The following is a 19,925-nucleotide window of genomic DNA, read 5'->3' on the forward strand; positions in this document are numbered from 1 at the left end:
AAAACACCTAGCAGTGTTATTTTACTAGGTGTTTTTATAAAACCAAATATTAATCGTTCCAGTGTTCATTTATCACTTTTTGAATATGTGGAAATTTATCGCCATCTTCTTCATTTAGTTCTTTACGTTTTGCAATTAATTGCTCTTTTAAGTTTGCAATAATATCTTTATACTGTGGGTCATTATATGCATTATTCATTTCTTTAGGATCTTTTGTTAAGTCGTAAAACTCCCAAGCCACAGGTGTATCCATTTCAAATTTGTTACCCCAGCTATTTTTGTTCCATGTTGCGTTAGGATCTTTTGTGTCAACCCAATATTTACCGTAGAAAAATATAAGTTTGTATTCTTTTGTTCTTATTCCAAAATGAGCAGGATTTGCATGTTTATGAGCCATATGCATCCAATAACGGTAATAAGTTGATTGTTGCCAACCTTCTGGCTCTTGTCCAGTTTCTAAAATATGTTTAAAACTGTGACCTTGCATTTGTTCTGGAGGAGTACCACCTGCCATTTCAATTAACGTAGGGGCAAAGTCTGTATTGTTTATAATTGCATTGGTTCGTGTTCCAGGTTTAATTTTTTCTGGGTAACGCACAAAGAAAGGCATTCTTAGCGCTTCTTCATACATCCATCTTTTATCAATATAATCGTGTTCTCCAAGCATAAAGCCTTGATCACCTGTGTAAACAATAATCGTATTGTCATACAAGTCATTTTCTTTTAGATATTGAACTAAGCGAGCTACATTATCATCAACACCTTTTACGCAACGTAAATAACGTTTTAGATATTCTTGATAAGTTTCATGCGTGTATTGACGATCGTCTAACAATGCCATTGATTTTGTTTTAGGGTCAAAATCTGGATTCGAATTTTTCATATAGGTGTCACTCCACATTACTTCCCCCATATGTCTTATGCTATTTCTTCTTGAAACTGAAGAGCCAATTTCTCTAATTAAAGAGTCGTTTTCTCCACGAGTTGCAATAGAACCATTGTTTCCGTTGTAATATAAACTAGCAGGTTCAGGAATGTAAACATCTTCTAAGTAATCTTTATAACGAGGTGCAAATTCAAAATTATCATGTGGCGCTTTAAATTGGTGAAATAATATGAATGGTTTATTTGGATCACGTTTTTTGTCTAACCAATCTAATGTGATATCTGTAACAATATCTGAACTATAGCCTTTGTATTGTTTTCCTTCGTATTCTTTTTCGTTAGCTTGTGCGTAATGCATACCAGTTTCTGTAAGCCAAGGATCAAAATAAGAACCTTGACCTCCGTGATGTGTAAAAACATTGTAATAATCAAAATTAGGTTGGTCATGTAAATGCCATTTTCCAACAATAGCTGTTTGATAACCCATTTTTTTCATTTCAATAGGTAAATATTGGTTTTTAGGTTTTAACACGCCTTCTAAATCTAAAACCCCATTTGCCTGACTGTGCTGACCAGTTAAGATGGCTGCTCTACTAGGTGTACAAATAGCATTGTTTACAAAACAGTTATCAAAAATAATTCCTTCATTTGCTATTTTGTCTAAAGTAGGAGTTGGGTTAAGACTTGCCAATCTGCTTCCGTAAATACCAAAACCTTGTGTGGTATGGTCATCAGACATTATGTAAATAATATTGGGCTTTTTAACTTCTGGTTTTTTTTTGTTTTTTGTACAGGATATTGATATGATAACAATAAGTACAAGTAGAAAATTACGTGTCATTTTTAAAGTGTTGAATTGTGATGTATAAAAGTATAGATAGCTAACCGAATATACTATAACATATGTTTTTTTTAATGGAAGGATTCGTTTAAAAAAACAAAAAGAGCCTGTAATACTTACAGACTCTTTTCTTAAGAATTTATAAAACTATTAAATTATAGTAACTGTTTTCCAGTTTGAAATCCATTTATTGTCAGAATTTTTAAAGGTCATAACAATTCGATATTCTTCATCTTTTTTAAGTTCAGAAGAAGGAGCTATCTTTTTTGTAATTTTAAAACTAGCTGAAGAACTACCTTTGTTAATTCCTTTTGTGGTTTCGTCACTTTCACTAGCCTTCCAAACAAACTTTTTTGTTTTAGTATTGAAAACTCTTAAAACGAATGCAATACCTTTTTCCCCAACAGTTTGGTTCTCTCCAGCATCATAATCTCCTTCAAGTTCAACTACGGTTCCTATTTTTATAGGCTCTGTTGGGTATTTAGTTATTGTTGCTTTTTGTGCAAATGTTACAGCTGTAATTAATACTGTTGCTATTAAAATTAGTTTTTTCATAATTTACTCTTTTATAAATTTGGCTAGTTTGCCATTATCTGTTTTTATTAAATATACACCTTTAGTTAACGTAGAGACATCAACAGTTGTTTTGTTTTCGACTTTTAATACTTGTTTTCCAGTAACATCAAAAATACGAACAGATTTAATTTCTTGATCTTTGTCTTGAATAGTTAAGGTATTTGTAGTAGGATTTGGATAGATTCCTATTTTAAGAAGCTCATAGTTTTTAACTCCTAATGTTGATGCTGTTGTTTGTGCAATATCATCAATGTAATAAACATCACCAGCTATTAATTCTGTTCCAGTATGAAATTCAAAGTCCATTCTAGAAAGATAGCCCTCTATTGAAGATGTGCAATCAAATTCAATGGTTTGCCATGTTGTTGCTGAAGCTCCAGTGAAATTAGCAATTATGGCAGGTTGTTTTTTTCCACTAATCCAAGGGTAAAAGTAAATTGATCCATTTTCAATAGGAGAAATAAATTTTAAATTAAAAAATTTCCCTAATGTAGTATTCACTTGAGTTCCTCCTGTTTTTAAATCAATAAAAGGATATGCCCAAAAACCAATATTACTATTAATTGTATATTTTAACACATTAGCACCAGTATCATTTCCTGTAGTTCCAGAAGGGTTAGATTCTATAGTGGCTGAGGTGTTTGCTGCACCTTGATGACCAATAGTGTAAACTGGAGCAGTTTCCTCAAAATCAATTGTTAATTGCCCAAATGACATTGTAGTTACAAACAATGCAACTGTAAAAAGTAATTTTTTAATCATAGTAAAAAGTTTTAAAGTTAATTTATTGCTAAATTAAAGAGAAATGTATCTTTAAAAGGTAATAAATGGTTTTTAGAATAGACTGTATGGTTTTATTTCAAAAAATAATATGTGTTAAAAAAAAGCCCATTTGAATTTCAAATGGGCTTTTAATACTATTTTTTAAGAATATAGTTATGGACGGTCATCCACTTCAATAATACGAAGATCATCAAAGTAAAGTGTTCCTACACCATTGTGTCTTATGTACACAAAAAAGTCATCTCCAGTTTTATTTGAAGTCCATTTTTTATTGAATCTTATGGTAGTCCAAGTATCAAATGGGACAGCTTTAATTTGGTTATCCCAAAATTGTGTAATAGTTGTTCCTGGTAATTGAGAAACCCAAGGGGCTAAAAAGTTTAGAGCTGCACCTGAAGCTTTATAAACTTTCATTTCGTATTGAATTACTTGCCCAGTTCTTAAAGAATATTGGTCTATTGGGTTTTCAAAAGCCGACCAGTTTCCTGCTTCTGTTGATTCAACTTTTAAGCTTTTGGTACCACTAACAGCTTGTTCTTCTGAAATGTAAATACTAGTACTTGGTTTGTTGGCAACATGTGCAGTCCAGTTTGAACCACCCGTTTCAAAATCAAAAGTAATTAATTCATGTTGGAACATTGATACAGGGGCATCTGTAAATGCAACAGGTTTCCTAGTATCAGTTGACTCTAAATCAGAACCATCAGCTAATGAAATAGTTATAACATCTTCTCTGTAAATAGGATCTTGTAATTTTAAATCAAGGATAGTAGCATCATCTTCATTTAAAGTAACAGTAGCAATTGCAAATTCAGCTCCATTAACCATGACAGTAAAAAAGCTTTCTTGAGCTGTGAAATCTACAAACTCACCGTTAAAAGGAATGTGAATTGTTTGATTTTCCAATTCCATAACATTACCATACAGTTCAAAAGGTTTGCTTGAAGGAATTACTTCAAAAGTTGCAGGAATATTGTATTTTTCATAGTCTCCTGGAACATCTTCACCAGTTCTACTTGCTGTAAATGATCCTTTCCATGTACCTAATTTTTTAAACACAATTGTAGAAACTGAGTCAGTTGCTGTAGAACCACCAACATTCCATAAACGAGTGTTAGGTCTTCCAATAGCAGTAGCATCAATAAACTCTAAATTATCACCAGCTTCAACAAAAATCACATCAGATTCATTTTCGTGAGATATTACTGCTCCATTTTGTTTCACAATAATAGTTGGTACAATGGTATCATACACATCTACTACAAAAGTAGTATCTATCACCCATTTATCACCCACTTTTTTAGAAGGAAAAACCACTTCTTCTTGTCCACTAACCCCTTTAAAAGTTACAGAATCTTTAAATGTATTGTAAAGATTAACGGTGTTCAAACCAGATTGTTTAAATAATATATGCACTGTTGGATCTGAAGATTCAAATAATGCAGGCTCAATAATAAAATTCTCAAATATTGAATCTGTTCTTTCAATAGGTCCCTCTAAAAAGAAACTTCCATCTCCAATTGTCCAAGTATGGTCAATTGCTCCTTGGGAAAGATCCGAGAACGACATAAAATTATTAATATTTAATTTAAAATCAGTATCACGTAGAGCACTGGTATACCATCCTACATCTGAAAACGAATTAGGGGTTTCGTAATCATCCTCACACCCAACAAAGACTGCGGTTAGTACGAAAGCCATTAAAATTATTATTTTTTTCATTTTTATATTTTTATATTTTTTACAAAATTACTTTTCTAATAAATTGTCAATACAATTTAACTTGTTTTACAAATTTGGATTTGCTACAACTTCGCTATTTGGTATTGGCCAATATGCGTGTTCAGATTCAATATAATTTTGAGATGATTGTAAAAATTCCTTAAAATCAGGTTGAACTACAGCAGGATTACCTTTATAATCAAGTGCTCCGTCAAAATAATTTTCTAATGAAGATCCCCATCTTGTAGATTCTTTTCCATCAACTGTAATAAAAGGATAATCATTTGCAAAATATTCTCTTGTTGATAATTCTTCAAAACGTTGTTTTGTAATTCCCCATCTTCTCATATCAATACCACGAATTGAATTTCCTTCAGCAGCTAATTCTAAAGGTCTTTCAACATACATTAAATGTTCCATTAAGCTTTGTGCAGTATAAACAATATCATCGTGATCGTTAGCAGGGTATTGCCCTGTTCCGGTTAAGCCTAATAATCTAACAGCAGAACGTCTTCTAACTTGATTGATTGCATCAAGAGCTTCATCAACACCACTATCATTTGCTCCACCTTCAATTAAACATTCAGCATACATTAAAAGTACATCTGCTAAACGAATAACTCTTACGTTTACACCTGATCTTGGAACTGCTTGAGAAATATCTTTTTCATTCTCTGCAATATCCCAGTTAGTATATTTTCTGTAATATGCTGTTTCCTTATTATTAAAAGCAGTTGCTTGGGCTGTTGTTAACCCGTAATAAGGTAAATCTCTATCATCAACTAATGCAATAGAGTATGAAGCTCTTAATGAATAATCTCTAAACCTTTCAGTACCATCCTCTTCAGTAACAGTATTTATTGGGTCAGAATAATCAAGCGTTTCATTTTTATACTCCATAATTAACCAACATGAAGGGTAACAAGATCTCCATCCACCTACTGGGCTAAAAGCAAAGTTATTAGTACTTGAAGTTTGTTCACCTGCATAAGGATTAAGTTCTGCATTATAAGTTAGTGAATAGTTAATTTCAAGAATAGATTCTGAATTTAATTCATCCATTGTTGTAAAGTTACTACCAATATTTGGTGCTAACACATATCCAAAATCATCAATTACACTTTTGAAATATGTTTTTGCAGTTGCGTAATCTCCTTCATACAAATAACTTTTACCAATTACAGCTGTTGCAGCACCTACAGTAACTCTACCTAAATCAGAAGGATTTGTCCACTCTGTAGGAAGGTTTTCTTTTGCAAATTCTAAATCAGTTAAATAAAAGTTTTTAACATCTTCAGGAGCACTAACTGGTTGGTAAAAATTAGCTTCAGAAGTTGGTACAAAATCTAAAATAGGTACTGAACCTTGATTAAAACCATTGTATAAATAGAAGTAAAATAAACCTCTAAAAAATTTAGCTTGTGCTAATATTATTAGTGCACTATCTTCTTCTTGCTCAGTTGCGAAAGTACCCATTAATTTATCACAGGCTTCAATTACTTGGTTAGCTCTAAATATTCCTTTATATAGAGCTTGCCACTTGGCATTTGGAGCATCAGATGCATCATTAAATGTTTGTAACCAATATACATTACTTGTGTTAGGTCGTCCCCATCCTGGGTATGTTAAATCAGTTCTATTATACTCATCACTTACACGCATTATATTACCGTCTTTAAAAGCATTATATACGGCATTTTGACCAGCGTTTAAATCATCAACTGTTTTCCAAAAACTGTCAGTTGAAATTTGGTTCGGATTCACCTCTTCGAGGAACTCCTTGCTACAAGCAATAAATGATAAAGCTATTATCAATATAATTGCAAATTTGCTATTCATTATTTTTTTCATTGTTTTAATGTTTTTGATTAAAAGTCTAATTGAACACCAATTCTATATTGAGAGCTTACAGGATAAGTTCCTTTATCTATACCTTTAGTGCTTAAACCATTATTACCAACCTCAGGATCAAACCCTGTGTATTTTGTGAAAGTTAAAGGGTTTTGAGCTCCAATATATACACGTAATTTAGAAATCTTGGCTTTTTCTAACTTGTCGTTAGGTATTGTATATCCTAAATTTACATTACGTAATCTTACAAAAGAACCATCTTCAACCCAATGATCTGTGTATCCTCTATAGTTTTCGTGGTCACGACCTCTATTAGTAGGGATGTTTGAATCTGGGTTTTGAGGAGACCATTGGTAAACTAAATCTTTATTAGTTCCATATTTATAAGTGAAAGCTTTGTTACCATTCAAAATTTCAGCACCCTGTGAAGTATACCATTGCATATAAAAATCGAAATTTTTATAATCAGCAGAGAAATTAAATCCAGCTTCAAAATCAGGAGTACCGTTACCCATTGCAATTCTATCGTCATTATCAATTGTTCCGTCATTATTCCCATCAACATATCTTAAATCACCTAAATTAGCTGTAGGTACTATGTTTTTGTACTCATCTAATTGTTCTTGGGTTTTTATAATACCATCTGTAGGTACTAAGAAAAATGTTCCAGCAGTATATCCTTCGGCAATTGCAGACACTAAATCTTCATTAGGTACACCTGCAACTACAGTACTATTATCTAAATAAGCTATTTTATTAGAACCACTCATTTTAGTAATTGTATTTTCGTTGTGTGTAAAGGTAGCTCCAACATTCCATGAGAAATTACCTTTATGACGGTAATTTACAGCAAATTCATAACCTACGTTTTCCATATCACCAACATTTAATACAACAGTAGCGTTTTGACCAGCACCTGTAGTAGGAGGTAACAACAATGGGAATAACATATCTTCTTTCTTTGTATTATAAAAATCTCCAGATAATGTTAAACTATTTTTTAAGAAACCAAAGTCGAAACCAAAGTTTGTTGATTTTGAAGTTTCCCATTTTACATCTGGGTTCGCATAACCAGTTTGTGTAGCTCCAAGGGCTAAATTATCACTCCCTTCAGGTCCAAAAATATAATTTTGAGCTATTGTAATTGTAGGTGCGTTACTATAATCAAGGAATCCTTGGTTACCAGTTGTACCGTAAGAAGCTCTTAATTTTAATGAACTAACGGTATTTTTAATTGGTTCCCAAAAGTTTTCATCTGATACATTCCACCCAGCAGAAGCAGAAGGAAATATACCCCACCTGTTAGCTTTAGAAAATCTTGAAGAACCATCTCTACGAATACTAGCACTTAATAAGTATTTACCTTTATAATCATATTGTACACGACCTAACATACCAATTAATGAAGTTGTTTTGTCTTGTCCCCATCCTTTTCCTGAACCGGCATTTGGGTCTAAAGTGGCTCCGTTTAATACAGTAACATCATTACTTACTAAGTCAAATTTTTGAGCAAAAAATGAAGTGAATGTATATTTTTCAGAAGAATACAATAATAAAACTTTTAGTTGATGATCACCAAACTGTTGCTTATAATCAAGTGAGTTATCCCAAGTAGTTTTTGTAGATCTATCACTGTAGTTATATACTCCTGACCTTACATTAGAAGGTATAAGATCACCTTCATCATCATACGCCTTAAATAATGGATTTATTCTTACACGTGTGTTATTTCCATATTGTAAGGCTGCTCTTGTAGTAAATGTTAAGTTTTTAGTAATTTTATAAGATGCATTTATGTTTGCATTAAATTGGTCACCATCTCTAACATCGGTTTGTTGAAATTTTTGTGCTAAATTACTTCTATTTTGAGCGCTATTACTTCCACCAGGCCCTGAAGTTTGAATTGTTTCTTGATCTGGATCAATTTCATTTTGGTAAGGGTGAAATTTATACGCATCTAATATAAGGTTCCAAGCAGCATATTCTTGCTGTTCAATTCTAAAGCCCATTCCAGTATTAATTTTCCATTTACCTTTTGTGAACTGAGTATTAGCCCGTACGTTAAAACGGTCATAACCAGAATTAGTAATCATACCATCTTGACTGAAAAAGTTTCCAACTACATTGTAAGAAAGACCATCTTTACCACCCGAAACACTTAAACTGTAATTTTGAATAGGAGCATTGTCATTTTCTACAATAGGTCTTAAATCTGAATTGTTAGTTAATTGCAATGTGTTATACTCAATAGGAGTCCAAGAATTTCCATAAGTAGTACCATTAAGCGTTGCTTTACTTAAAAATTGTACATATAAATCTTCTTCAACATTTACTAAATCGGTACCAGAAGTAATGCTTTGGATTCCATAATATCCATCAACAGAAATCTTCATTTGTCCCATTTTACCTTGTTTGGTTGTAATTAAAATTACCCCACCAGAACCACGTGTACCATAAATAGCAGCAGATGCGGCATCTTTTAATACATCAATAGTTTCAATTTCATTCATACTTAATTTAGGGTCGCTATCAAAAGGAATTCCATCCACTACATATAATGGTTGACTAGAACCTGAAATTGAGCTTAAACCACGAATTGTAATATTAGATTCAGAACCAGGAGCACCAGAACTAGCAACAACATTTACCCCAGCAATTTGACCTTGTAAAGCCGTTCCTAAATCTTGTGTTGCAACTTGGCTAATTGTTTCAGATGAAATTTGAACAACTGCACCTGTTACTTCCTTTTTCTTTTGGGTACCATACCCAATTACTACAACTTCATCTAAAGCAGCAACATCAGATGTTAAAGCTACATTAATGGTTGTTTTTCCGTTCAAAGAAACTTCTTTAGCTTCAAACCCTATGTAGCTGAATATAAGTACATCTTTAGGTTTCGCAGTAATTTCAAAGTTTCCATCAAAATCAGTAACCGTTCCATTCGATGATCCTTTAACAAGAACAGTTACACCTGGTAAAGCTTCTCCTTCACCAGTAACAGTACCTTTTACAGTACTTGTTTGTGCTTGAATTGAACTAAAACTTATTAATAACACACAGGTTAATAAATAAGCTTTGATTTTCCAATTAACAAGTAAATTGAATTTCATATTATTATGTTTTAAGTTTATGATACAAATGTTCATATTTTTTATAGTTTATGGCGTGACAAATGATTTTTAAAATAAAACATATGGATTAAACCTTAAATTTTTGTTAATAAATCATGATGAATAATATTTTTTTAAAATATGATGTAGTTGTTAGTTTTCAATTACTTATAAGTAATAATACTTGGTGAAGTAAGTTTTTTAAGAGCGTAATTTAATGATACTTTAAAATAAATAGGTAAATATTCATTTTTTTATTACTGAATACTTATGGTGCTAATATATAAAATTAATCAATATTTATGGTTGTACTTTAAACTTGTTATTTGATTAAATTTAATGCTGAAAAACAATCTTAATTTGGATGAATAATAATTACTATTTAGATTGATGTATACCACGCTAATTAGAATACTAATTTGGAAGATTTTATTATTTGAAAAAAAAAGATAAATTCCAAAGAAAATTAATTATAAAAAATGGCTGGAAGAGGTGAAGAGGAATTTAAAGTTATTAAATAGTATTTTCTAAGATTGGTTAATAAGTACTTTTTGTGAATAAATAAAAGAATACAGTAAATTAACTTTTATTTTCTTTAGTGATAAAAGAGAAAAATAATATATATAACCCGTTGAGCATTTTGGTTATTTAAACAAGTTATTTTGTCAGTCCTATTGATTTTTTTGATTAAATTGTATAATTAGGCACCCTAACTTAGGGAACTTAAGAGGTAGTTAATTAGTAATTTTATCAGTAACAAAAACTCATGAATATTAAGCTCTGTAAAAATGTCTAAACGATCGTTATTTTTTAATGTCTTATTTATTTGTCAAATATTTGTAGTTGCAGCACAAGAAGTACCTAAAATATTAACTGATAAAAAAATTACAGAAAATAATTATTTACCTGACTTTAGCTATGCAGGTTATCATAATGGAGAAGTTGAACTTCCAAATAGTTTTGATAAAATTGTTTTAGCAACAGATTTTGGAGTGGTTGCAAATGATGGTTTAGATGATTCAAAAGCATTGTTAAAAGCGTTAGAAGCTACTAAAAAAAATGCCAGGAAATAGAATACTTCAATTGCCAGCAGGAAAATTAATTCTGAGCAATATTCTTTTTACAGAGCGAAGTAATTTTGTGTTACGCGGAGCAGGAGCAGGAGCAGGTGGTACAGAAATTTTAGTAAAATCATGATAATCACAAAGTTATTTTAAACTCATAATTTCAGAATAATGTTATTTTTCCTCTGAATAATTTAGATGTCTTTCTATTGTTTCTAATCTCGTTTCAATAGTAGTAATTTTTTCAATGATAATTTCAAAAGGGTTTTCCATCATTAGTTGTTTATAGTTAATAATAAAAAAGTTTGCAAATTTGGGTTATTCCCCGCGCCAGCCAAACTTATGTAATCAAGGTCAAGCCCTACGGGTTTTGAAAAAGATCTCCACCTCGCAACTATTCGTTTCCAATTTTTAATAAAAACACAGGTAGTATTTTTCCCGGAAAATTGACAAAATTTGCCACACAACCTAGCCTGCTGCTATCTTTTTTCTTTCTCTTCCGAAAAAATTACGTGCGCGAAGCAGGACTGAGCGTGAAGAAAGAGTTCAGTGAACTCTTTTAGCGATAGAGCTAGCTGGTGCAAGGCTATTAATTTTAATTCCGGAATATAGCTGTTAAATCCAATGCAATTAGCGAAGAACTCATTTTTTATTCAGATAGAGGCGTTCAATATGCTAGTTGTCTCTTTACAGATCTCATAAAAAACAAAGGTTTAGTGATACAATCTATGAGTAGAAAGTGGAATTGTAGAGATATAGCTGTTGTAGAATTCTTCCTTAAAAGATTAAAAAAGGAATGGGTTTATAAACACAAGTATAATTATAAATCACAAGCTAAATTAGCTATCTTTTCTTGAATTGAAACTTGGTATAATTAAAAATGGATACACTCAATAGGGTATAAAACAATTAATGAATTTAAAATAGTAATATATAATCAAAATGTAGCTGCTTAAAGCTCACAATTAATTGTCCACAATATTAGATTCCTGTTTTCACTAGAATGAAAGTTGGTTGAGAAAACCTCAGGTTGACGTTAAATTTGTTAAAGACTTAGTATTTCAAACTTTTAATCAAATAAACATATCGAATAGCTAACGCAACAATTAAAGGAGATAAAGCGTAGTTAAACACCTGAATCTTTAATAGCCAGCAAACAACCATTATTAGTAATAAGAGCAATAATAAAATGAAATAATAACATATCCATGTTGGAGGCTTTGTTTTAAGTAAGTAAAAAGCGACTATTAAGTTAGGGGCAAAAGCCCATAAAAAATTAAGGTTTTGATAAGTAGCAGTATGTGTAGTTGCAAACCATAATAATAAAACAGTTACACCTATGATCCCTGTAAATAAAAACAGCCCAACATCCAGCAACTTAGAACGTTTTTGTTGTTGCTGATTTTTATAGGTGATAAAAATAATACCTAAACTTATGAGTAGAATTAAATTTAGAGGTGTAAGAATTTCTGTCTTTTTTTCAATAGGTTTTTCTTCTAAAATTGAAATTTCTTTAGCAACCAAAGGCTCCATAGTTGCTCCTTTTTGAATGGTTGCTTTTTCAAAGGCTTTAAAAATATAATCAGGTAAAAATTTATAATCGTTTTTTGCTGCTTCATCATCAATTACAGCACCTAAAGCCAAATCGATACCGAATTTCCCCCATTTGAACTGTTTTGTATAATCGTTGATTAAATCTCGATGCGATTTATGGGTGGTGATGTGATTGTTCGAAAAATGGACTTTATCGTTTAAAACCGTTTGAATTACAGCTTCAATTTTTGTTGAACAATTGTCGTAGAAGAAATCGTACTGATAGTTTCTGTTTTCAACTTTCGCATTTTCTTCCAAAAATTCATATATGGCCTGCACTTCTTCCGAAGATAAATTCAATAATTGCAATTTTACCCAACGATTTTCATATTGATACATACGTAAAAAACGAACAAAATCGGCTGTAGATAAAAAATAAGTAAGATTTCCTTTGGCAAAATTTCCGTAGAAATTAGGTGCATTAAAGTCAAAAGTACCGTAATTGTATATTTTATCGATTCCTAATGTAGGATCAAAAACACGAAATGCACTATGACCAAAAGCAGTGTATAATTCAGCTCCCGGTCCACAAGTTACTACACTAATACTTGCTTTCTCAGTTAATTGTTGTTGAGCATTTAATTGAAAACAACTAAAAATTACCAAGCAAAAAATATAGAAATAATGCCTCATATTATCTGAAATAATCAAAATCTAATTTAAGTGAAAAAACATTGGAATACAGTGCATTTCCAATGCTAGCTATATTTGTTAAGGCATAATCTATTTGAATACCTTTGTAGCGAAATCCTACTCCAAAATTTGGTTGTAAGGTTACTTCTTTATGATTGTCAAATTGTAGTTCGTTTTGAAAATTTCCTATTCCAGCTCTTAAAAATACCAAGTTCATATAATCTGCTTGAAAGCCAAAAGAAGGATCTATACTCACAAAACTACTAGAAATAATGTCGTTAGTTGGCGCAAATCTAAAATTCAAATCAAGTTCCGTAAGCAAGCTAAAATCTCTATTCAATTCAAATTTTCTTGCCACTCCAAATTGCATTTTAGGCAATGTTAATTCTGTACTTTCAGGCAATTCCTGATTTTCACCGGGAATGGCATCATAAATAGCTGTAAACTTATCTTCATTAAAACTCCAAGTATTAAATGTGGTTGTAATGTCGCGTAACATTAAGCCAAATTTCCAATTATTTCTTTCAAATTGTAGCGCAGCATCTAATCCAAATCCCCAAGACGAAGCAAAATCTCCAATAATTCTTCGAATAACTTTTACGTTAAAACCAATATCTAATCCTTGTAGCAATAAACTTCTAGCGTAGGCAAAATTTAAGGCATAATCGGCTGCAGAAAACAAATTAATTCGGTTGTAATCTATATTTCCTTCACTATCAATTAAGTTGGTGGTATCTAAAATATCATCAACGCCAAAACGAATTAACGAAATTCCTAAAGCACTTTGCCTGTCTATAGGCATCGCAAAAGCAGCATAATCATATTTTCCAATACCAGCAAAATATTCAGCATGCATTAAAGCTCCTTGATAATCGGTTACTGCTGTTAAACCTGCAGGATTCCAGTACGTTGAATTCACATCTCTGCTAGTTGCTACAACAGATTTACTCATTCCAAATGCGGCAGCATCTACACCAATATTTAAAAATTCATTTGAATATTTTCGTGTAGTTTGGCTATAGCCAAGTTGAAAAGAAATGAGCAGTATGAATAATAAACTTTTTTTCAAAGTATTGTAATTAAAAGGCGAAAGTAAAAAAACTTTATAAGGTAAACGCTTCATTTTAAGAAATAATATGTTGTATAAAACTTCTTATACGATTTTCGCTCCATAAGATGTCTTTTGAAGGTGTTGAAGTATTAAAACCAACGTGTCCTCCGTATTTAGGAGTTTCCAAGGTTAAGAATTTATGCTGTTTTGAAGATTCAAACGGGAAACAATTTTCAGATAAAAAAGTATCATCTAAGGCGTTTATGATTAATGTGGGTAATTTTATACTTGGTAAAAAGCTGTTTGAACTACTTTGTGTCCAATAATCCTTGGCGCTTTTAAAACCAAATAAAGGGGCGGTAACTGCACCATCAAAGTCTGCAAAGTTTTTAGCACCTAAAATAGCTTGTTTATTTAAGGTGCTTTCTGGAAATAGTTTTATTTTTTCTATAGATTTTTTTTTCAAAGTCTTTAGAAAACGTTGCATATAAATGGTGTTTTCCCATTTAGACAAAGCATTTGAAGAACCTTCTAAATCACAAGGGGCTGAAATAGCAATGCCTCCTTTAATTTCCGAAGGAATAGTTGTTGTTTCACCTAAATATTTAAGGACGATGTTAGCTCCCATGCTGTAACCAACCAATACAATATTCTTATAACTATAATTGCTTAATATATAATTGTTGATGGTTGAAACATCATCGGTTTTTCCGCTATGATACGAATGTAAATACTTGTTGTTTTCTCCGCTACAACCTCTAAAATTTACTGCAACACAAGCAATGTTATGGTTATTTAGATGATTTACAAGTGAAAGTATATATTTTGAATTGGAACTGCCTTCTAGTCCATGCATTGCAATGACTAAAGTATTAGACGGAACTAAAGAAAAATCAAGGTCTAAAAAATCTTGATCGGGAGTTTCAATACGTTTTCTAATATATGGTACTTCATCTTTAAAAAAAAGGGTCTTATAAACCGTATTAATATGTGTGTTTTTAAATATAAACGGGGGTTTATATGTTGAAGAAATTAAAGGCATTACTTTTTTTGTTTAAAATTACAGATAATTAATTCTTCCTAAAAAATAGTTTATTAAATTTACTGAAATTATTTACAGATGACTTTTAAAAAACACGTACCAAATATATTAACATTATTGAATTTATTATCAGGAACTATTGCTGTATTTTTTGCAGTTAAAGAGCAGTTAGTAGTTGCTGCTCTGTTTGTGTTTTTAGGTATATTTTTCGACTTTTTTGATGGTTTTGCAGCACGTTTATTAAAAGTGCAAGGCGAATTAGGAAAACAGTTAGACTCTTTAGCCGATGTAGTTACAAGTGGAGTAGTGCCAGGAATTGTGATGTTTCAACTAATTTTAGCTTCAGTAAGTAATACCGAATGGACGATTAAAGGGCAAAGTATTTCAGATTTACCACTGAAAGAATATTTAAGCATTGTTTATTTAACAGCAATTATTGGCTTGTTAATTACGTTGGCAGCAGCTTACCGTTTGGCAAAATTTAATATTGATGAACGTCAAACAAGTTCTTTTATTGGCTTACCAACACCTGCAGCAGCTTTAGTAGTATTGTCTCTACCTTTAATTCAGCTATATACCAATAATGAGTTGGCACTTTATTTAATTGAAAGCACTTGGTTTTTAGTGTTGCTAACCTTGGTATTGTGTTATTTTATGAATGCAGAAATTCCTTTATTTTCCTTAAAATTTAAGGATTATAGTTGGAGAAATAATGTTATAAAATATATTTTTGTTTTGAGTACCTTGTTGTTAGTAGTTCTTTTTCAATACATTGCAATTCCGTTGGTAATTGTTTTGTATGTGTTGTTGTCTTTAATTACAAGGAAGAAAAGTATAAACGAATAAACAAACCTAACAGTTTTTAAAAACCTGTTAAGTTTAAATAAGCTAAGAAATAACAATCTAAAAGATAGAAATTTTTGTTTCTGAAGTAAAACGTTCTAAGAATTCAATTCCTTTGTTAGAATTTCCTTTTTTATTTAGTTTTGGACTCCAAACAGCAATGCTATATTTTTCTGGGTGAATAGCAACAATACCACCGCCAACACCACTTTTACCTGGTAATCCTACTTTGAACGAAAACTCGCCAGCTTCATCATAAAATCCACAAGATTGCATAATTGAATTGATTCGTTTTGTTTTACTCGGAGTTAATATTATAGTATTGGTAAACGGACAAACCCCATGATTTGCTAAAAATAAAAATGTTTTAGAAAGTTCTTGGCAAGTCATTTCAATAGAACATAAATTGAAGTAAAAATCCATCACTTCATCAATATCATTTTTTATATTTCCGAAGGATTTCATTAAATTAGCGAGTGCCATATTACGGAAACCACATGATTTTTCAGAAGCTACAATTCTTTCACAAAATGAAATTTCTGAATTTTCAGCTACTTGCTGTACAAACTGTATAAAATCTTCTTTCGGGTTTTTTAAATGACTAACCAATACGTCAGAAATAACTATTGCCCCGGCATTTATAAATGGATTTCTAGGAATTCCGTTATCTGCTTCTAGTTGAAATAAAGAATTGAATGGCGTACCAGAAGGTTCAACACCTACACGTTTAAATAAATTTTCATCTTCCAAGGTATAGGCCAATGTTAACGCTAATACTTTTGATATACTTTGAATAGAAAACTTTTCATTAGCATCGCCAAAACCAAAGTGCTGTTTATCAACTGTTGTTAAATGGACTCCAAATTTATTGGGATTTACTTTGCCTAATTCTGGAATATAATCAGCTACTTGTCCTAAATCATGAAATTCTTGTAGGCCATTATTAATTTTAATAAATAACTTTTGATATTCCATGATAAATTAAAAAGGGTTTTTATTCTTAAAACTTTCGTGTTTTTAATTCAAAATCTTTACCTAAATATACACGTCTAACAGTTTCATCTTCAGCCAATTCTTGTGGTGTACCTTCTTTTAAAATACCACCTTCAAACATTAAATATGTTTTATCGGTTATGGCTAAAGTTTCTTGTACATTATGATCGGTGATTAGAATTCCAATATTTTTATCTTTTAAATGTGCTACAATGCTTTGTATGTCTTCAACCGCAATTGGGTCAACTCCAGCAAAAGGTTCATCTAATAAAATAAATTTAGGATCTGATGCTAATGCACGTGCTATTTCAGTTCTTCTACGTTCACCTCCAGATAATAAATCACCTCTATTGGTACGTACATGACCTAAACTAAATTCATCAATTAACGATTCTAATTTTCGTTTTTGATCGGCTTTTGAAAGGTCGGTAAATTGCAATACTGACATAATATTGTCTTCCACAGAAAGTTTTCTAAAAACAGAAGCTTCTTGTGCTAAATAACCAACACCTTGTTGTGCTCTTTTGTACATTGGGAAATTAGTAATGGGCTTATCATCTAAATAAATTTGACCCTCGTTGGGTTTAATCATGCCAACAATCATATAAAAAGAGGTAGTTTTACCAGCTCCATTAGGACCTAACAAGCCAACAATTTGACCTTGTTCAACTTGCAGTGAAATACCTTTTACAACGTATCTACTTCCGTATTTTTTCTTTATATTTTCAGCTCTTAATATCATTTTTAGTTGTTGTTTGTGTTGAATGTAAATGGATTAGGCTATTAGTTTGTTATGAATTTTATTTTTGTGCATTTAATTCTAATGCTTCCCAAAATTCATAAGCTCTTCGCAAATGAGGAACTACGATAGTACCACCAACTAAGGTAGCAATTGATAATGTTTCCATCATTTCTTCTTTTGTAATACCTTCATTAAAGCAGGTTTCTAAATGGTATTTTATACAATCATCGCAGCGTAAAACGGCTGAAGAAACCAGACCTAATAATTCTTTTGTTTTTACATCTAAACTACCTGCTTTGTAGGCATTGGTATCTAAATTAAATATTCTTTTGATGACTTTATGATCTTCTGATAAAATCTTATCGTTCATTTTTTGACGATACTCATTAAATTCTTCTACTTGATTAGGCATTTTCTTGGGCTGCTTTAAGTTCTCGTTTTATCACAATTTTGGAGATAAAAATACTTACTTCGTACAAAATTAAGATTGGTATGGCTACAATTACTTGACTAATAATATCTGGCGGTGTTATAATAGCCGCTAAAATTAGTACTATTACTAGCGCATGTTTTCTGTATTTTTTTAAAAAATCTGGAGTAATTAACCCCATTTTAGTTAAGAAAAACATAATAATAGGCAATTCAAAGATCAACCCTGATGCTAAAACAGAAGAACGAACCAATGAAATATACGATCCAATTTTAATATTACGTTCAACTAAATCACTAATAGAATAGTTTCCAAGGAAATTTACAGATAATGGTGTAACTACATAATAACCAAATAATACCCCTATAAAAAACAAAAAAGAAGAGATTACAATAAATGTTTTGGCTCCTTTTCGTTCATTTTCATACAATCCAGGGCTTAAAAACTTCCAAAATTCCCAAATAACAAACGGAAATGCTAATATAAAACCAGCAGTTATAGAAGTCCAAATATGTACGCTAAACTGTTCGGCCATTGCCAAACTTTGAAATGTAAAAGGCAAATCTTCTATACACAAACCTTCAGTTCCAAAAAAACGGGAGACTTTACAAAAGAATCTATAGGTTACAAAATCGGCACTTTTAGGCGCAAAAAGGATTACATTAAAAATAAGATTCTTCATTAAAAATGCAATGATAGAAAATAATAGTATGACACCTGTAGATCGAACTAAATGCCACCTTAATTCTTCAACATGGTCTAAAAAAGACATTTCATTTTGTTCTTTAGCCATCTTAAAATAATCCTTCTTTTAACAAATCATGTAAATGAACTACACCAACATACTTGGTGTTATCTTCTACTAATATTTGTGTGATATTATTATTCTCCATGGTTTCTAAAGCTTCAATTGCCATGGCATCAACTTGAATTGTTTTAGGGTTTTCACTCATAATATTAACAGCTGTTAATTCGCTAATATCGGAATTATCTTTTAACATACGTCTTAAATCTCCATCTGTTACAATTCCAACAATTTTATTATTTTCAATAACAGCAGTTGTACCTAAACGTTTTTTAGAGATTTCAATAATAACATCTTTAATAGGTGTAGTAGTGACAACTTGTGGCAATTCATTTTTGTTAATTAAATCGCTTACTCTCAAGTATAACTTTTTACCTAAAGCTCCACCGGGATGATATTTAGCAAAATCTTTGCTTGAAAAATCATTCAAATCTAACAAACAAACAGCAAGGGCATCACCAATAACTAATTGTGCGGTGGTACTTGTTGTAGGTGCTAAATTATTAGGACAAACTTCTTTTTCAACATAACAATTCAATACAAAATCAGCATTTAACCCTAAATAAGACTGTGTATTTCCAGTAAGTGCTATAATTTTATTGCCATAATTTTTAATAAATGGCACTAAGACTTTTATTTCAGGAGTATTTCCACTTTTTGAAATACACATAACAACGTCATTTTTTTGAATATTACCTAAATCACCGTGAATGGCGTCAGCAGCATGCATAAAAATAGCAGGTGTACCTGTAGAATTTAGTGTTGCAACAATTTTATCAGCAATTTTAGCACTTTTTCCAATACCTGTAACTATAAGCCTACCATTAGATTTATGAATAAATTTAACAGCATTTTCGAAATCTTCTGTTAAAAAATTAACTAAATTTGAAATTGCGTTACTTTCTGCTATGATTGTTTGTTTAGCAGTCTCTAGAATTGTATTTTTATTTTTTTTCAAAAG

General features: G+C 31.2%; 17 protein-coding genes and 1 pseudogene. 4 read left to right on the forward strand and 14 right to left on the reverse strand.

Annotated elements, in window-relative coordinates; translation table 11 throughout:
* Positions 1-49 precede the first annotated feature (49 nt).
* The 6 genes from CHB67_RS00770 to CHB67_RS00795 all read right to left on the reverse strand — a co-directional run bounded on the left by CHB67_RS00770 (position 50) and on the right by CHB67_RS00795 (position 9,768).
* The gene (locus CHB67_RS00770) at positions 50-1,726 is read right to left on the reverse strand and encodes a sulfatase family protein (protein WP_089379829.1); all 1,677 of its coding nucleotides are present in this window, start codon (positions 1,724-1,726) and stop codon (positions 50-52) included.
* 150 nt (positions 1,727-1,876) lie between these two features.
* Positions 1,877-2,281: a hypothetical protein gene (locus tag CHB67_RS00775; protein ID WP_089379830.1), complete on the reverse strand. Its 405-nt coding sequence runs from the start codon at positions 2,279-2,281 to the stop codon at positions 1,877-1,879.
* 3 nt (positions 2,282-2,284) lie between these two features.
* Positions 2,285-3,064, reverse strand: a complete 780-nt coding sequence (locus CHB67_RS00780) for a T9SS type A sorting domain-containing protein (RefSeq protein WP_089379831.1) — start codon at positions 3,062-3,064, stop codon at positions 2,285-2,287.
* Positions 3,065-3,238: 174 nt separating this feature from the next.
* Positions 3,239-4,807: a hypothetical protein gene (locus CHB67_RS00785; RefSeq protein WP_089379832.1), complete on the reverse strand. Its 1,569-nt coding sequence runs from the start codon at positions 4,805-4,807 to the stop codon at positions 3,239-3,241.
* Positions 4,808-4,873: 66 nt separating this feature from the next.
* Positions 4,874-6,658 carry a RagB/SusD family nutrient uptake outer membrane protein gene (locus tag CHB67_RS00790; RefSeq protein ID WP_089379833.1) on the reverse strand — a complete coding sequence of 595 codons (1,785 nt, stop codon included), beginning with the start codon at positions 6,656-6,658 and terminating at the stop codon, positions 4,874-4,876.
* A gap of 17 nt (positions 6,659-6,675) precedes the next feature.
* Positions 6,676-9,768, reverse strand: a complete 3,093-nt coding sequence (locus CHB67_RS00795; protein WP_089379834.1) for a SusC/RagA family TonB-linked outer membrane protein — start codon at positions 9,766-9,768, stop codon at positions 6,676-6,678.
* Positions 9,769-10,556: 788 nt separating this feature from the next.
* Here CHB67_RS00795 and CHB67_RS00800 point away from each other — a divergent pair.
* From CHB67_RS00800 to CHB67_RS17510, 3 genes and pseudogenes are all read left to right on the forward strand, one after another.
* Positions 10,557-10,841, forward strand: coding sequence for a hypothetical protein (locus CHB67_RS00800; RefSeq protein ID WP_089379835.1), 285 nt, complete (start codon positions 10,557-10,559; stop codon positions 10,839-10,841).
* Positions 10,828-10,965 (forward strand): hypothetical protein, encoded by a 138-nt coding sequence (locus tag CHB67_RS17085; RefSeq protein WP_176461179.1) that lies wholly within the window; start codon positions 10,828-10,830, stop codon positions 10,963-10,965. Before CHB67_RS00800 ends, CHB67_RS17085 begins: the two co-directional genes overlap by 14 nt.
* A gap of 505 nt (positions 10,966-11,470) precedes the next feature.
* A pseudogene (locus CHB67_RS17510) lies at positions 11,471-11,788 on the forward strand (IS3-like element ISLbl1 family transposase); the annotation flags it as partial.
* Between the two features lie 97 nt (positions 11,789-11,885).
* Here the strand turns inward: CHB67_RS17510 and CHB67_RS00805 are convergent.
* The 3 genes from CHB67_RS00805 to CHB67_RS00815 are packed head-to-tail and all read right to left on the reverse strand — an operon-like array spanning position 11,886 to position 15,151.
* Complete coding sequence (locus CHB67_RS00805; protein ID WP_089379836.1) at positions 11,886-13,076, reverse strand: lipoprotein N-acyltransferase Lnb domain-containing protein; 1,191 nt, start codon at positions 13,074-13,076, stop codon at positions 11,886-11,888.
* Complete coding sequence (locus CHB67_RS00810; protein WP_449405331.1) at positions 13,060-14,127, reverse strand: putative type IX sorting system protein PorV2; 1,068 nt, start codon at positions 14,125-14,127, stop codon at positions 13,060-13,062. Before CHB67_RS00810 ends, CHB67_RS00805 begins: the two co-directional genes overlap by 17 nt.
* Positions 14,128-14,182: 55 nt before the next feature.
* Positions 14,183-15,151, reverse strand: coding sequence for a YheT family hydrolase (locus CHB67_RS00815; protein ID WP_089379838.1), 969 nt, complete (start codon positions 15,149-15,151; stop codon positions 14,183-14,185).
* A gap of 78 nt (positions 15,152-15,229) precedes the next feature.
* Here CHB67_RS00815 and CHB67_RS00820 point away from each other — a divergent pair, with 78 nt between their 5' ends.
* On the forward strand, positions 15,230-15,997 hold the full coding sequence (locus tag CHB67_RS00820) for a CDP-alcohol phosphatidyltransferase family protein (protein WP_089379839.1): 768 nt from the start codon (positions 15,230-15,232) through the stop codon (positions 15,995-15,997).
* A gap of 57 nt (positions 15,998-16,054) precedes the next feature.
* On the opposite strand, the gene CHB67_RS00825 is transcribed toward CHB67_RS00820, so the two are convergent.
* Genes CHB67_RS00825 through CHB67_RS00845 form a run of 5 tightly spaced genes read right to left on the reverse strand, consistent with a single transcriptional unit; the run spans position 16,055 to position 19,922 of the window.
* Complete coding sequence (locus CHB67_RS00825) at positions 16,055-16,969, reverse strand: glutaminase (protein ID WP_089379840.1); 915 nt, start codon at positions 16,967-16,969, stop codon at positions 16,055-16,057.
* A 25-nt stretch (positions 16,970-16,994) separates the two neighbouring features.
* A complete protein-coding gene (gene lptB / locus CHB67_RS00830) occupies positions 16,995-17,729 on the reverse strand; it encodes an LPS export ABC transporter ATP-binding protein (protein ID WP_089379841.1) in 735 nt (244 codons plus the stop codon).
* 58 nt (positions 17,730-17,787) lie between these two features.
* Entirely contained in the window at positions 17,788-18,141 is a 354-nt protein-coding gene (locus tag CHB67_RS00835; RefSeq protein WP_089379842.1) for a carboxymuconolactone decarboxylase family protein, read from the reverse strand.
* Positions 18,134-18,952, reverse strand: coding sequence for a twin-arginine translocase subunit TatC (gene tatC / locus CHB67_RS00840; protein WP_089379843.1), 819 nt, complete (start codon positions 18,950-18,952; stop codon positions 18,134-18,136). Before tatC ends, CHB67_RS00835 begins: the two co-directional genes overlap by 8 nt.
* A gap of 1 nt (position 18,953) precedes the next feature.
* Positions 18,954-19,922: a KpsF/GutQ family sugar-phosphate isomerase gene (locus CHB67_RS00845; RefSeq protein ID WP_089379844.1), complete on the reverse strand. Its 969-nt coding sequence runs from the start codon at positions 19,920-19,922 to the stop codon at positions 18,954-18,956.
* Between the last annotated feature and the right edge of the window lie 3 nt (positions 19,923-19,925).

The organism is Lutibacter agarilyticus, from assembly GCF_900188235.1.
Taxonomy (GTDB): Bacteria; Bacteroidota; Bacteroidia; order Flavobacteriales; family Flavobacteriaceae; genus Lutibacter; species Lutibacter agarilyticus.